Origin of the sequence: Achromobacter sp. E1, from assembly GCF_037039475.1 — a bacterium.
In the GTDB taxonomy this organism is placed as follows: Bacteria; Pseudomonadota; Gammaproteobacteria; order Burkholderiales; family Burkholderiaceae_B; genus Achromobacter; species Achromobacter mucicolens.
Genome location: NZ_CP146253.1, coordinates 60,404 through 74,905, shown reverse-complemented (window position 1 = coordinate 74,905; position 14,502 = coordinate 60,404). Strand labels below are relative to the sequence as shown.

12 protein-coding genes are annotated in these 14,502 nt (G+C 66.2%); 10 read left to right on the top strand and 2 right to left on the bottom strand.

Going from position 1 to position 14,502, the window contains the following annotated elements:
• Positions 1-4 precede the first annotated feature (4 nt).
• The 5 genes from V6V88_RS00350 (at position 5) to V6V88_RS00330 (ending at position 2,559) form a co-directional block, all read left to right on the top strand.
• Positions 5-673, top strand: coding sequence for an amino acid ABC transporter permease (locus V6V88_RS00350; protein ID WP_063954197.1), 669 nt, complete (start codon positions 5-7; stop codon positions 671-673).
• Positions 670-1,326, top strand: coding sequence for an amino acid ABC transporter permease (locus tag V6V88_RS00345; protein WP_063954198.1), 657 nt, complete (start codon positions 670-672; stop codon positions 1,324-1,326). Before V6V88_RS00350 ends, V6V88_RS00345 begins: the two co-directional genes overlap by 4 nt.
• On the top strand, positions 1,307-2,044 hold the full coding sequence (locus tag V6V88_RS00340; protein WP_142052026.1) for an amino acid ABC transporter ATP-binding protein: 738 nt from the start codon (positions 1,307-1,309) through the stop codon (positions 2,042-2,044). Before V6V88_RS00345 ends, V6V88_RS00340 begins: the two co-directional genes overlap by 20 nt.
• 145 nt (positions 2,045-2,189) lie before the next feature.
• Entirely contained in the window at positions 2,190-2,372 is a 183-nt protein-coding gene (locus V6V88_RS00335; RefSeq protein ID WP_056327704.1) for a CsbD family protein, read from the top strand.
• Between the two features lie 58 nt (positions 2,373-2,430).
• Positions 2,431-2,559, top strand: coding sequence for an entericidin A/B family lipoprotein (locus V6V88_RS00330; RefSeq protein WP_056327784.1), 129 nt, complete (start codon positions 2,431-2,433; stop codon positions 2,557-2,559).
• Positions 2,560-2,709: 150 nt separating this feature from the next.
• Here V6V88_RS00330 and V6V88_RS00325 read toward each other — a convergent pair whose 3' ends face one another.
• Positions 2,710-3,849, bottom strand: a complete 1,140-nt coding sequence (locus tag V6V88_RS00325) for a DSD1 family PLP-dependent enzyme (RefSeq protein ID WP_223573804.1) — start codon at positions 3,847-3,849, stop codon at positions 2,710-2,712.
• 264 nt (positions 3,850-4,113) lie between these two features.
• Here V6V88_RS00325 and V6V88_RS00320 point away from each other — a divergent pair, with 264 nt between their 5' ends.
• The 4 genes from V6V88_RS00320 to gluQRS all read left to right on the top strand — a co-directional run bounded on the left by V6V88_RS00320 (position 4,114) and on the right by gluQRS (position 9,015).
• A complete protein-coding gene (locus V6V88_RS00320; RefSeq protein ID WP_175157329.1) occupies positions 4,114-5,076 on the top strand; it encodes a TAXI family TRAP transporter solute-binding subunit in 963 nt (320 codons plus the stop codon).
• Between the two features lie 242 nt (positions 5,077-5,318).
• Entirely contained in the window at positions 5,319-7,343 is a 2,025-nt protein-coding gene (locus V6V88_RS00315) for a TRAP transporter permease (RefSeq protein ID WP_062839350.1), read from the top strand.
• A gap of 248 nt (positions 7,344-7,591) precedes the next feature.
• The gene (locus V6V88_RS00310; protein WP_056327700.1) at positions 7,592-8,050 is read left to right on the top strand and encodes a DUF494 domain-containing protein; all 459 of its coding nucleotides are present in this window, start codon (positions 7,592-7,594) and stop codon (positions 8,048-8,050) included.
• Positions 8,051-8,136: 86 nt separating this feature from the next.
• Positions 8,137-9,015, top strand: coding sequence for a tRNA glutamyl-Q(34) synthetase GluQRS (gluQRS, locus tag V6V88_RS00305; protein WP_338617167.1), 879 nt, complete (start codon positions 8,137-8,139; stop codon positions 9,013-9,015).
• Between the two features lie 61 nt (positions 9,016-9,076).
• On the opposite strand, the gene V6V88_RS00300 is transcribed toward gluQRS, so the two are convergent.
• The gene (locus V6V88_RS00300) at positions 9,077-11,701 is read right to left on the bottom strand and encodes a GDYXXLXY domain-containing protein (RefSeq protein WP_338617166.1); all 2,625 of its coding nucleotides are present in this window, start codon (positions 11,699-11,701) and stop codon (positions 9,077-9,079) included.
• A 62-nt stretch (positions 11,702-11,763) separates the two neighbouring features.
• Between V6V88_RS00300 and V6V88_RS00295 the strand changes: the two genes are divergently transcribed.
• The gene (locus V6V88_RS00295; protein ID WP_062839347.1) at positions 11,764-14,415 is read left to right on the top strand and encodes a DNA topoisomerase III; all 2,652 of its coding nucleotides are present in this window, start codon (positions 11,764-11,766) and stop codon (positions 14,413-14,415) included.
• The last annotated feature ends 87 nt before the right edge of the window (positions 14,416-14,502 follow it).

Here is a 14,502-nt window from a genome sequence, read left to right as displayed (position 1 = left end):
CGTCATGGCTTACCAGTACGACTTTTCCTCGGTGTTCGAGTACACGCCGGTGCTGATCAAGGGCATCGGCGTCACGATCGAACTGATTGCGTTCGGCGCGGTGGCGGGCGTGGCCCTGGGCATCGTCTGCGCCTGGGTGCGCACGCAGGGCCCGGCGTGGCTGCGCGCGCCGGTCACCGCCTATATCGAGCTGATCCGGAACACGCCGTTCCTGATCCAGCTGTTTTTCGTGTTTTTTGGCCTGCCGTCGCTGGGCATCCAGCTGGGCGAGATGCAGGCGGCGTGCCTGGCGATGGCACTGAACCTGGGCGCCTATAGCGCCGAGATCATCCGCGCCGGGATCGACGCCACGCCGCGCGGGCAGTACGAGGCCGGCGCCAGCCTGGCGCTGTCGCGCCTGCAGGTGTTCCGGCACGTGGTGCTCAAGCCGGCGCTGATGCGCATCTGGCCGGCGCTGTCTTCGCAGATCGTGATTGTGATGCTGGGATCGGCGGTGTGTTCGCAGATCGCGGCCGAAGACCTGACCTTTGCCGCCAACTTCATCCAGTCGCGCAACTTTCGCGCGTTTGAAGTGTATTTCGTGACGACCGGGATCTATCTGGTGCTGGCGGTGCTGCTGCGCCAGGTGCTGCGCCTGACCGGACGGCGGCTCTTTCGCAAGGCGGCAAGATGATCGAGTTCTCGACCTGGGACATCGTGCGCAACCTGTTGCTGGCGGCGCGCTGGACCATCGTGCTGTCGCTGGCGGCCTTTGCGGGCGGGGCGCTGATGGGGTTGCTGGCGCTGATGATGCGCACGTCGCGCGTGGCGGCGATGCGCCGCATCAGCTGGGCGTACATCGAACTCTTTCAGGGCACGCCGCTCTTGATGCAGCTCTTCCTGGCGTTTTTCGGGCTGTCGCTGATCGGCGTGGAGGTGCCGCCGTGGCTGGCCGCCGGCGCGGCGCTGACGCTGTGGTCGGGCGCGTTCCTGGCCGAGATCTGGCGCGGCTGCGTGGAAGCCGTGCCGAAAGGACAGTGGGAGGCGTCGGCCAGCCTGGCGCTGGGCTACGTGCAGCAGATGCGCTATGTGGTGCTGCCGCAGGCGCTGCGCATTGCTGTCGCGCCGACCGTGGGCTTTGCGGTGCAGATCGTCAAGAGCACGGCGCTGACCTCCATCATCGGCTTCACGGAACTGTCGAAGGCGGCCACCGTGATCACCAACGCCACCTTCAGTCCCTTCACTGTCTATGCCTGCGCCGCGCTGATCTACTTTGCGCTGTGCTGGCCCCTGTCGCGCCTTAGCCTCCGGCTGGAAAGGAAGTTGCATGCCCCTCATCGCCCTTGAAGACGTCCGCAAACGGTTCGGCGACAACGAAGTCCTGAAAGGCGTGACCTTGCGCGTCGACCCCGGCGAGGTCATTGCCATCATCGGCAAGAGCGGCTCGGGCAAGAGCACGCTGCTGCGTTGCATCAACGGGCTGGAGCAGATCGACGGCGGCGCGATCATGGTGGCCGACGCGCAGTTGGGCGACGACGAGCTGCGCCTGCGCGCGCTGCGGCTGAAGGTCGGGATGATTTTTCAGCAGTTCAACCTGTTTCCGCACCTGACCGTGGGGCGCAACGTGATGCTGTCACCCATGGTGGCCAAGCGCGTGCCCGAGCGCGAGGCCGAGGACATGGCCCGCGCCATGCTGACCCGCGTGGGCCTGGCCCACAAGTTCGACGCCTGGCCGGACGAACTGTCCGGCGGCCAGCAGCAGCGCGTGGCGATTGCCCGTGCGCTGGCGATGCAGCCGCTGGCGCTGTTGTGCGACGAGATCACGTCGGCGCTGGACCCGGAGCTGGTCAACGAGGTGCTAGCGGTCGTGCGCGAGCTGGCTGCCGACGGCATGACGCTGCTGATGGTGACGCACGAAATGCGCTTTGCGCGCGAGGTCTGCGATCGCGTGGTGTTCATGCACCAGGGGCGCGTGCACGAAATCGGTCCGCCGGAACAACTTTTCACGGCGCCGGCCACGCCGGAATTGCGGCAATTCCTGGGGATGACGAATCTGGCGGCGTGAGCCGCAAGTAAAAATGCACCACTTGTCCTGGTGCGCATGCCTCTATCGCGGGTGCGGCGCGGTTCCTATATTGGACCTGTCCGCCGCCGGACTCCGGGTTTCCCCGGCGCGGTTTCACCCCACTTGAAACCTGAGGATCGATGACATGGACAAGGACCGCATCAAGGGCGCCGCCAAGGAAGTGAAGGGCGCGATCAAGGAAACAGCTGGCAAGGTGACGGGCAACACCCGCACCGAAGCCGAAGGAAAAGTGGAAAAGACCGAGGGTAAAGTGCAGCGCAATGTAGGCGAAGCGAAGGATCAGGCACGGGACTTGCTGGACAAGTAATTGCGGCTGCCGATCGGCATGACCCGCACTGTCCAATAAATGCCCGAAGGAGAAGAAAATGACCCACCGTATTTGGCTTGCACTGATGCTCGCGATTACCGCCGTGACCGCCGGTTGCAACACGATGGAAGGTGCCGGCAAAGACATTGAAAGGGGCGGGGAAAAGATCCAGCAGCAGGCCAAGTAAGCGCTTGCGGGCTGCATCCAAAGGTCGGCGCGTTGACGGCGCGCCGGCCTTTTTTCGCTCTTGCGAAACGTGGGATGGGCGGTGCATGAGGGGTGAACGGTCGATCGTGACCGTGCACCGCGCCAGCTGGCCGGCCCTCAGAAGGACTTATTAGCGCGAGAAGCCGCGCGCCGAGATTTCCCAGATATCCTCGACCACCCCATCGCGCACCACCACCAGCCCATCATGCAGGTTGAACGTGGGGTCCACGTGCGACGGCACCAGGCGCAGCACCGCGCCCAGGTCGGGCGCCTGCGCCCCCGGTTCCACGCGCACGACGCCGTGCTCGTCATTGATGGCGGTGTACGTCAGCCCGGGTTCGCCGAAGATGGCGGGCGGGCCGCATTCCGCGGTAGTGGACTTTAGCCCCGCGTCCAGGATCACCCGGTCCGGCGCTGGCTTGCTCATGACCGTGGCCAGCACGAACAGGCTGTTCTCGAACGCCAGGGGGCCATCCCATTCATTGGCGCCATAGTCGCCGTCCATGAAGGCGTACGAACCGGCCTGCAATTCGGTATAGACGCCGCTGGCCGCATCGAACTCGGCGCTGCCCGTGCCGCCGCCGGTGATGGTGTCGCAGGCGATGCCGCTCTCGCGCAGCAGTTGCGCGTACGACGCCGCGATGCGCGCCGCCTGGCGGCAGACCTCGGCGCGCTCCTCGCGCGTGCGGTAATGCTGCACCGAGCCGTGATAGGCCTGCAGGCCGGCAAAATTCACGCCGGGCAGGTCGCGCGCCTGCTGCGCCAGCGCCAGCACGAGGGCGTCGTCGGACACCCCGCAGCGGCCCTGGCCGACGTCCACTTCCACCAGCACGTCGATCTGGGCGCCCGCCTGCACCATGGCCTGCGAGACCTGCAACAGGTTGTGCGCGTTGTCCACGCAGACGCTCACTTTTGCCACGCGCGCCAACTGGCCCAGCAGGGCCAGCTTGGCCGGACCGACGACCTCGTTGCTGATGTGGATGTCCTGGATGCCGGCGGCCACGAAGGGCAGGGCTTCGCTGACCTTCTGGCAGCAGATGCCGCGCGCGCCCAGCGCCAGTTGCCGCAATGCGATTTCGGGGCATTTGTGCGCCTTGGCGTGCGGGCGCAGGGCGACGTCGTGGCGGTCTGCCCACGCCTGCATCGCGCGCAGGTTGGCTTCAAAAGGCGCCAGGTCCAGCACCAGACTGGGCGTGTCGACGCGGGCCAGCGGATCGCCTGGCTGTGCGGGCGGGGGCAGCGCAATGCCGCGTATGACTTCCTGGGACATCCTGATGACTCCGTAGTCTGACTGCTTGAGGGGTAGCGCACGCATAACCAAAGCGGGACCACCCATAACCAAAGGGGCAATGCACCCCCAGGTAAACGATAGCCCCGTAACCATTGGCTACCAGAGGGCGGCATGACAGAATTTCATCATGAAAACGGCCCCCAAGGGGAGGCCCATTTCCGGCAGGCGGCCACGCCGCGCCGGAAATGACAAGACGACCCACGTCACTCGACATATTTGTCATTTCGTATTGGAGAAGCTCGCATGAAACTCAAGCATTGGATCACCGCCCTGACCGTCGCGGTCGCCGCCGTGGGCGCCACCGGCACCGCGCAGGCCCAGCAGTTCTTCCGCATCGGCACGGGCGGCACGGCCGGCACGTATTACCCGATCGGCGGCATCATCGCCAATGCCGTGTCGCAGCCCGGCAAGCTGGTGGCCACCGCCGTCGCTTCCAATGGCTCCGTGGCCAACATCAACGGCATCATGGGCGGCTCGTTCGAGGCTGGTTTCACGCAGTCGGACGTGGCCTACTGGGCCTACACCGGCACCGGCACGTTTGAAGGCAAGCCCAAGGCCCAGGACCTGCGCCTGATCGCCACCCTGTACCCGGAAAGCATCCACCTGGTGGCGCGCAAGGGCGCGGGCATCAAGAGCGTGGCGGACCTGAAGGGCAAGCGCGTGTCCATGGACGAGCCCGGCTCGGGCACCCTGGTGGACGTGCGCCTGATCCTGGGCGCGTACGGCATGACCGACAAGGACATCAAGGCCGAATACCTCAAGCCCAACCAGGCCGGCGACAAGCTCAAGGACGGCGGCCTGGACGCGTTCTTCTTCGTGGGCGGCGCGCCTGCCGGCGCCATCGCGGAACTGGCTTCCAGCGGCGCCGGGATCGAGATCGTGCCGCTGGTCGGCCCCGAGATCGACGCGCTGCGCGCCAAGCAAGAGTTCTTCACGCCCGACACCATTGCGGCCAACACCTACCAGAACGTCGGCGAAGTGAAGACCATCTCGGTCAACGCGCAGATGGTCACGTCGGCCAAGCTGCCCGAACAGGTGGTCTACGACGTCACCAAGGCCCTGTATAGCGATGCCACGCGCAAGACGCTGGACAACGGCCACGCCAAGGGCAAGCTGATCACCCGCGACAACGCCATCAAGGGCGCCGGCATCCCGTTCCACCCGGGCGCCGAGAAGTTCTACAAGGAAATCGGCCTATTGAAGTAGGCCCCCCCCGAAGCGCCGTTGGCGCTTTCCCCCCAGGGGGCGCCGGTGGCGGACCGGCGGAGCCGGATCCGCGCGGCCCCGCTTTTAGGGAGGCCGGGGTTCTTTATTCCGATTGCTTGCCTTTGACTAGGTTGGCGGATCGTTGCAGGTTTTTTTATGTGGCGGCATTGGCTCTTTGCCGCCTTTGAGCAGGGCCGCCTATGCGCGGCCCTGCTTGTTGAATCATCTTGAGAATCACCGCGATGCAAATCGACCACGAGAAAACCCAGCAGCTGGCGGAGAAGTACGACTCGGAAATCCGCTTCCGGCCGCTGGACAAGACCGCCACCTGGATCGTCTCGGGCCTTCTGGTCACGCTGTCGATCTTTCACTACTACACCGCCGGCTTCGGGCTGCTGCGCGAAGCCACGCACCGCGGCGTGCATCTGGCGTTCGTGCTCAGCCTGATCTTCCTGGTGTTCGGCTTTTCCAAGTCGCATTACCAGCGCGAGCCCAAGTCGACGTGGTACGCGCCAGGCGGCATCCCCTTGTACGACTGGATCATCGCCGTCGCGCTGGCGCTGTCGGTGCTGTATATCCCGTACATCTTTGAAGATCTGGCGTTCCGCGTCGGCAACCCCCTGCCGATCGACGTCTTCATGGGCTCGATCCTGCTGATCGGCCTGCTGGAGGCCACGCGCCGGGCAATGGGCTGGCCGCTGCCGATCATCGCGATCGTGTTCATGGCCTATGCCATGTTTGGTCCGTACTTCCCCGGTCTGCTGCAGCACGCGGGCAATACCTGGTCCCAGATCGTCAACCACATGTACCTGACGAGCCAGGGCGTGTATGGCGTGGCGGTGGGCGTGGTGGCGACCTATGTGTTCCATTTCGTGCTGTTCGGCGTGCTGGCCACCCGCATCGGCCTGGGCCAGCTGTTCCTGGATGTGGCGTCCACGATCGCGGGCCGCTATGCCGGCGGCCCGGCCAAGGTGTCGGTGTTCGGCTCGGCCATGTTCGGCATGCTGTCCGGTTCCTCGGTCGCGAACGCGGTCACGGTGGGCTCGCTGACCATTCCCGCGATGATCCGCATCGGCTATCCGCGCCACTTCGCGGCAGGCGTCGAAGCGGCCAGCAGCACGGGCGGCCAGATCACGCCCCCGATCATGGGCGCGGCAGCCTTCCTGATGATCGAGTTCCTGGGCATCCCGTACCAGCAGATCGCGATCGCCGGCATCTTCCCGGCCTTCCTGTATTTCTTCGGCATGTTCATGCAGGTGCACTTCGAGGCCAAGCGTGAAGGGCTGCGCGGCCTGACCTCCGAGGAAATGCCCAAGCTGAAGCAGTCGTTCAAGATGCGCTGGCCGACGCTGATTCCGCTGGTGCTGCTGATTGGCGTGCTGGCCAGCGGGCGCACCCCCTACCTGGCTGCCTTCGCGGGGATCACGGGCTGCATCGTGGTGGGCCTGTTGAACCCGTTCCAGCGGCTGCGCTTGCGCGACCTGTACGAAGCCTTCGAGACGGGCGCCAAGTATGCGCTGGCCGTGGGTGCCGCGGCCGGCACGGTCGGCATCGTGATTGGCGTGGTGACCCTGACGGGCGTGGGCTTCAAGATCTCTTACATCGTGATCTCGGCAGCCCAAGCCATCGCGGGCGGGGCGGCCACGGTGATTCCCGAAGCCATCGCCAATATGCAGACGCTGACGCTGGTTGCGGCGCTGATCATGACCGGCATCGTCTGCATCCTGATGGGCTGCGGCATTCCCACTACCGCCAACTACCTCATCATGGTCGCGGTTGCCGCGCCCACGCTGGTGCAGTTGGGCGTGCAACCCATCGCGGCGCACTTCTTCGTGTTCTATTTCGGCATCCTGGCCGACATCACGCCCCCGGTGGCGCTGGCCGCGTATGCGGCGGCGGGCATGGCGGGCAGCGATCCCTTCAAGACCGGCAACACGGCGTTCAGGCTGGGCATCACCAAGCTCATCGTGCCGTTCGTGTTTGTGTTCTCGCCGTCGCTGCTGATCTCGGTGCAGGGGTTCACCTGGTACGACTTCTTCGTGACCCTGTTCGGGTGCATGGTCGGGCTGGTGCTGCTGTCGGCCGCCTTCTCGCGTTACATGCTGGTCACGATGAAAAGCTGGGAACGCTGGCTGTGCACGATCGGCGCGTTGCTGACCATTCTGCCTGGCCTCGTAACCGGCCTGATCGGGCTGGCCATCTGCATTCCGGTATTCATCCGGCAGTTGGCCGAGCTGAAACTGGAGAATGCGCCGAAGTCGGCATGATGTGCGCGCCGCGCAGGCGGCGCCATGAAAAAAGGGGCGGACCCAATCGGGCCCGCCCCTTTTTGCTGAATCAGCCATTTTGTCAGCATTTGGGCGCAAAATGGGCGGTCTTGGGCGCATGGTGACGGCCTACAACATCCGCCTTTTCCCCGGTTGCCCGGCAAATTAAATCGGCGTAAAGTAAAATTCATGTTTGCTGGTCTGCCGATATGCGGGCCGACTGTGCAAACAGGCACAAACTGCGCCATATGTTCGATATCCTGGTCTATCTGTTCGAGAATTACTACACGCCTCAGGCCTGTCCTGCTGCCGATGTGCTCGCCAAGCGGCTTGCCGCTGCCGGTTTCGAGCACGAGGACATCGACGACGCGCTCGGGTGGCTGTACGGCCTGGCCGAGACCACCGAACGGTGCGTCGATCTGGCACAGGCGCCCTCGTCCGGCACCCGGATCTACACCGAGAACGAATACCAACAGCTCGGCACCGAGTCCATCGGCTTTATCGCCTTCCTGGAATCGGCCGGCGTGTTGCCCGCGCCCCTGCGCGAGATCGTGATCGACCGGGGCCTGGCCTCGCCGGAAACGCCCGTGCCGCTCTCCAAGATCAAGATCATTGCCCTCATGGTTCTCTGGAGCCAGGAAGCCGAGATCGACAATCTGGTCCTCGAAGAGCTGCTCGACGAAGAAGGCGGCCGCTTGCTGCATTGAGCGCGCGTCCCCGTCCCGCACCCCCTGATTCAACCCTTCAGCCCGCGCGCCTGGCCGCGCGGGCTTGAGCCATTTATTCCGTCCCCGTGACCTACGTCGGCCGCTTTGCCCCCAGCCCCAGCGGCCCGCTGCATGCGGGCTCGCTGGCGACCGCGCTGGCCAGCTGGCTGGACGCGCGCGCGCAGGGCGGGCGCTGGCTGCTACGCATCGAGGACGTGGACACGCCCCGCACGGTGGCGGGCGCGGCGGACGTGATCATGGGCCAGCTGCAGGCGCTGGGATTGGTCTGGGACGGCGACATCGTCTGGCAGTCGCGCCGCAACGCGGCCTACCAGGCGGCGTTTGACGCGCTTGCCGCTCAGGGCCTGATCTATGGCTGCGGCTGCACGCGGCGTGAAATTGCGGACTCGGCGCTGCGGGGCCAGACCGCGCCCGGCGCCGATGGCGAAAGACCCTACCCCGGCACGTGCCGTCACGGCCTGCCGGCGGGGCGCGAAGCCCGCGCCTGGCGGCTGCGCGTGCCGGGCGGCGTCGAGCGCTTCGAGGACCGTTGGCTTGGCCCGCAGGAGCAGGATGTGGCGCAGGCGGTGGGAGATTTCGCGCTGCGGCGGGCGGACGGTCTGTGGGCGTACCAATTGGCGGTGGTGGTGGACGACGCCGCGCAGGGCGTGACGGACGTGGTGCGCGGGGCCGACCTGCTCAGTTCCACGGCACGCCAGCGCGTGCTGGGCCGTTTGTTGGGCCTGCCGCCGCTGCGCTACCTGCACGTGCCGCTGATCCTGGACCCGGCCAGCGGGCTGAAGCTGTCCAAGCAGAATGGCGCCCCCGCGGTGGATACGCGCGCGCCGCTGGCGGCCTTGCAGGCGGCGTGGGCGGCGTTGGGCTTTGCGCCGTTGGCCGCCACGGACGTGACGTCATTCCTGCAGGACGCCACGGCGCGCTGGGCAGCGCGGTTTCCGGGCTGACGCCGGCCGCAGCCGCCGCGCGCGTTGCCTGCCGGCTGATCCCTGAAGGCCCTGCGACCGCTCACAGTGGCTGCAAGTCTGCCCCCAGCATCCGCACCAGCAACGCTTCGCCATCGTCGGCCACGCGCAGTTCGCCGAAACGCGCGACCTCGTAACGCGCGGCTTCGCCTTCCGGGAAGAAGAACGCATTGGTCACGATGCGCACACCATTGCCACGGACCCGATAGCGCAGCGGCACTTCGGTTTCGGCATGCGGGTGCACGTCGGACTGGATCCGCACCGCCTGCGCCACACCGCGCGAATCCGGCGTCAGCATCACGTAGCCGTCCGGCTCGTAGCCCATGACGCTTTCGGCGTCGTTCTGGTTGCCGCCCAGCCGCAGGCGCGTCACCTCGCGTCCGGCCGCAAAATTCAAGGCCATGTAGTCGCCCTGCATGAGGGAGCGCGGATCGACCGGCACCAGCTCCAGGATGACGACCTTGCCCGACGACAGGAGTTTTTCGCGCTCCCAGATGCCGACGTTGGCCGCGACCAGCACCAGCGCCAGGCCGCCCAGGATGCCCGCTGTGCGCCAGCGCAGGGCCGGGGATACCGGCGGCAGGGGACGCGCTTGAACCGGGGCCTGCGTGCGCATCAGGCGCGGCACCAGCCACACCGCGGCGCGCAGCACGAACAGAACCACCGCCGCGCCGCTCAGCCACAGCGCCTTTTGCAGCAGCGGCAACTCCAATTGGTAGTAGTAGACGCCCAGGTACGCCAACAGACTGGCGGCGCCGAAGATCATGACGCGCGGCTGGTTCAGGCCGAATCCCAGCAACAGCCACGCCAGCGCGAAGCCGACGCCCGGGCTGGGCAGCCAGAACAGCGCCAGCAGCAACAGGCCGATCGGCACGCCCCAGGTGACGCCGCCGGTCAGGAGGCGGCGGCGCGGCCACAGCACGGCCAGCGCGGTGGCCACCGGCAAGAGCGCGCCCGCGACGACCAGGGTGGCGGTGCGCGGCGCAAGCTGCCAGATCGCGGGCAGTTCGGTGACGGCAATGCCGCTTGCCAGCCAGACCATGCCCTGCACGGACAGCAGGAACGCCCACGCCAGCGGCTGCAGCGCATGGCCGCGCCGCGCGCCCACGCGGTGGCTGACGGTGAAGATGACGGCGGTGGCCCATGCGCCGATGACGCCGATGGGCAGCCACAGGAAGGTGGCCCGGGTCGCGTCGAAACGGATCCAGGCGTCCATCAGGTCCTCCCGCATGAGGTCGGGCGACAGGCCGCGCCAGATCAGGCCGGCACTGGCCAGCGCGATCAACAGGCCGCTCAGAAAGCGCAGGATCACGTCGGGTCCCAGCGCATAGACCGCGGCCGCCATCAGCAGCACGAAGAAGCTTGCGCTGGCGAACGAGGTCGAACTGGACAGTCCGAAAATGATGAGGATCTGTCCGGTGAAAGCCATGGCCGTGCCGCACTGCCGCCAGAACGGACCGGCATCGCTGCGCAGCACCGCCACGCCCACGGCGCAGAGCACGAGGCCGGCGACCAGCGCGCCGCTTTCGGTGGTGATCAGGTTGGAGAAGGCGACGAACAGCAAGAGGAGCAGTGTGGCCAGCCACGCGGACAGGCCCAGCAGGCATTGCACGTACCAGGGCGGTTCGGCGCGCGGCACGGCAGCGGGCGCCAACTGCGCCACGGGCGCGCTGGAGTCGGCGGGATCGACGGCATTGCCTGCGGAGGCGCCGGCCGGTTCCGCGTCCGCGGCCGGCACGGGGACCGGCGCTTCGTTGCTCATGCCGCGCAGCCAGCGGGCGGCCACGACGGCCTCGGCCATGAGCAAGGCGGCAAGCGGCAGCGCTGCCCACGCGCCGGGCTCCAGCCGCCACAACCATTCGCCCACCACGCGCAGCGACACGCAGATGACGCCGGCGGCCAGCATGGCCAGGATGACGAGGTCGCGCCGGCCGCGCTGATAGTAAAGACCGAGTCCCAGCGTGGCGGCGACCCAGGCGACGCCGTTGTAGGTGCCCAGGCCGTCGACGATGAAATCGCCGAACATGAGGGCAAGCACCAGCACGCTGATCGCGATGGCGGCCAGGATGCGCGGCCCGAAGACAGTGCTGGCGCGCCAGCGTCGCGCGGCCATTTCCCAGCCGAACAGCAAGACGAGGTTCAATGCGGCCATGACCAGGCTGGGCAGGCCCGGACCGCCGAAGATCATCATCCACGTGAAGACGCGTTCGCCCAGCCACAGCGCGACCGCAAGATTGAGCACCAGCGCCCACAACAACCACACCGCCTGGCTGCCCGCGGCAAGCGCCCAGGGCAAGAGCAACACTGCCCACCACGCGAACAGTTCCCAGGTATCGGCGCCCGTCTGGTAAGTTTGTCCTAATAGGGCGAGCAGGGCGCCCAGCAAAATGCCGGCCAATGCCAGCAGCGCGCCAGGGATGCTGCGCCGCACGCCGGGCCGGGCGCGCAAGCGCAATCCGGACCACGCGGCGGCCAGCGCGCAGACGGCCAACAGGCCCTGCAACCCGGCAAAGCGCTGCATTTTTGTCATGTCCTGCCAGTTGGCGGCAACCCAGCAGACGGCAGCGCTGCCTAGCAGCAAAACGCCTAGCCACAAGGTGCTTCGCGCCAAAAATTGACGCCAAGCGTGCAGTTCGGATCCCGCTTGCCTTTCAGTGCCGACTTGCATCTGGCGAATCTCCGATCTTATTATCCGCGCTGATACGGCGGGACTACCGCCACTGGAAACACATGAATAAAACGCTGATTATTGCCGAGAAGCCCTCGGTGGCCCTTGATATATCACGCGCCTTGGGAGGCTTCGCGCGCGAGGGCGACTATTTTGAAAGCGAACGTTACGTTCTCGCTTCAAGCATCGGCCATTTGCTCAGCTTGGTCGCGCCCAACGATCCGGTCAAGGGGAAGTGGAGCTTCACGCACCTGCCCGTGATTCCGCCGGCCTTCGAATTGGGCCCGACCGACAAGAAGTCCGCCGAACGCCTCAAGCTGCTGGTCCGGCTTGCCAAGCGCAAGGATGTGGACGCCATCATCAACGCCTGTGACGCGGGACGTGAAGGCGAACTGATCTTCCGCTACATCATTCAGTACGCCGGCGTGAACAAGCCCATCCAGCGCCTGTGGCTGCAGTCGATGACGCAGGCCGCCATCCGCGAAGCCTTTGCCAGCCTGCGCGACGATACGCAGATGAAGCCGCTGGAAGCCGCGGCGCGTTCGCGCGCCGAGGCCGACTGGCTGGTCGGCATCAACGGCACGCGCGCCATGACCGCCTTCAACAGCAAGGACGGGGGCTTTTTCAAGACGCCGGTCGGCCGGGTGCAGACGCCCACGCTGGCCATCGTGGCCGAACGCGAAGAGCGCATCCGCCGCTTCGTGCCGCGCGACTACTGGGAAGTGCGCGCCACCTTCGTGGCGGCCGCCGGCCTGTACGAAGGCCGCTGGATCGACCCGCAATTCAAGAAAGACGACCGCGACCCGGAAAAGCGCGAATCGCGCCTGTGGTCGGCCGCCGCCGCGCAAAGCGTGGTCGCCGCCTGCCGCGAGCAGCCGGGCAGCGTGACCGAGGAATCCAAGCCGTCCAGCCAGATGTCGCCGGCCCTGTACGACCTGACGTCGCTGCAGCGCGAGGCCAACGGCCGGTTCGGCTTTTCGGCCAAGACCACGCTGGCGCTGGCGCAGACGCTGTACGAACGCCACAAGGCCCTGACGTATCCGCGTACCGACTCGCGCTACCTGCCCGAGGACTACATCAGCACGGTGCAGGAAACCATGCGCGCGCTGGCCAAGGGCGGCTCGAACGCCGTGGGCGGCCTGTCGCGCCACGCCGAGACCGTCGTCAGCCAGCAGTGGGTGAAACCCAACCGCCGCATCTTCGACAACAAGAAGGTGTCGGATCACTTTGCGATCATCCCCACGCTGCAGATCCCGCACGACCTGAGCGAAGCCGAGGCCAAGCTCTACGACCTGGTGCTCAAGCGCTTTCTGGCCGTGTTCTTCCCGGCGGCGGAATACCGCGTCACCACGCGCCTGACCGAAGTGCAGGGGCATCGCTTCCGCACGGACGGCAAGGTGCTGGTCAACCCCGGCTGGCTTGCCGTGTACGGCAAGGAAGCGCAGGGCGAAGACGCCAACCTGGTGCCCGTGGGCGACGGCGAGACCGTGCGCACCGAGGAAATCGAGGCCGTCGGCCTGTCGACCAAGCCGCCCGCGCGCTTTAACGAAGGCACGCTGCTGTCGGCCATGGAAGGCGCCGGCAAGCTGGTGGACGACGAGGAACTGCGCGAAGCCATGTCCGAGCGCGGCCTGGGCACGCCGGCCACGCGCGCGGCCATCATCGAAGGCCTGCTCAACGAAAGCTACCTGCGCCGCGAAGGCCGCGACCTGGTGCCCACCGCCAAGGCGCGCCAGCTCATGACGCTGCTGTCGGGCCTGGACGTGGCCGAACTGACCTCGCCCGAACTCACCGGCGAATGGGAGCACAAGCTCAAGCAGATCGAGCAGGGCGGACTGGGCCGCGAGGCCTTCATGCGCGAGATCGCGCAGATGACGCAGGTGATCGTCAAGCGCGCCAAGGAATACGAGCGCGACACGGTGCCGGGCGACTACGCCACGCTGACAACGCCGTGTCCCAAGTGTGGCGCGGTGGTCAAGGAAAACTACCGCCGCTACGCCTGCACGGCATGCGATTTTTCGATCGGCAAACACCCGGGCGGCCGCACGTTCGAGCTGCCGGAAGTCGAAGAGCTGTTGGCCAAGCGCGAGATCGGTCCGCTGCAAGGCTTCATCAGCAAGATGGGCCGGCCGTTTGCGGCCATCCTGCGGATCAGCGACGAATACAAGCTGGAATTCGACTTCGGCCAGAACGACGAGGACGACAACGAAGCCGTGGACTTCTCCGGCCACACGCCGGTGGGCTCCTGCCCGAAGTGCCAGTCGCGCGTCTTCGAGCACGGCATGAGCTATGTCTGCGAAAAATCGGTGGGTCCCGAGAAGTCGTGCGATTTCCGGTCGGGCAAGGTCATCCTGCAGCAGGAGATCTCGCGCGAGCAGATGGAAAAGCTGTTGACCAACGGCCGCACCGATCTGCTCGACGGCTTTGTCTCCAGCCGCACGAACCGCAAGTTCAAGGCGTTCCTGGTGCGCCAGCCTGACGGCAAGATCGGGTTCGAGTTCGAGCCCCGTCCCGAGAAGCCCGGCCGCGCCCGCGCGCCGGCCAAGACGGCCGCCAAGACTGCGACCAAGACGGCTGCAAAGAAGGCGCCGGCCAAGAAGGCTGCCACCAAGACGGCAACCAAAACGGCCACAAAAACCGCCACCAAGACCGCCACCAAAACCGCGGCCAAGAAAGCCGTGAAAAAGGCGGCACCCAAGAAGACCACGGCGTAATTCAGCCTGCGCCGCACGACCAAACGCCCGGGAGACCGGGCGTTTTCCATTGTTGGGCAGCAATCGCTGGGGTATTGTTGACGCCAA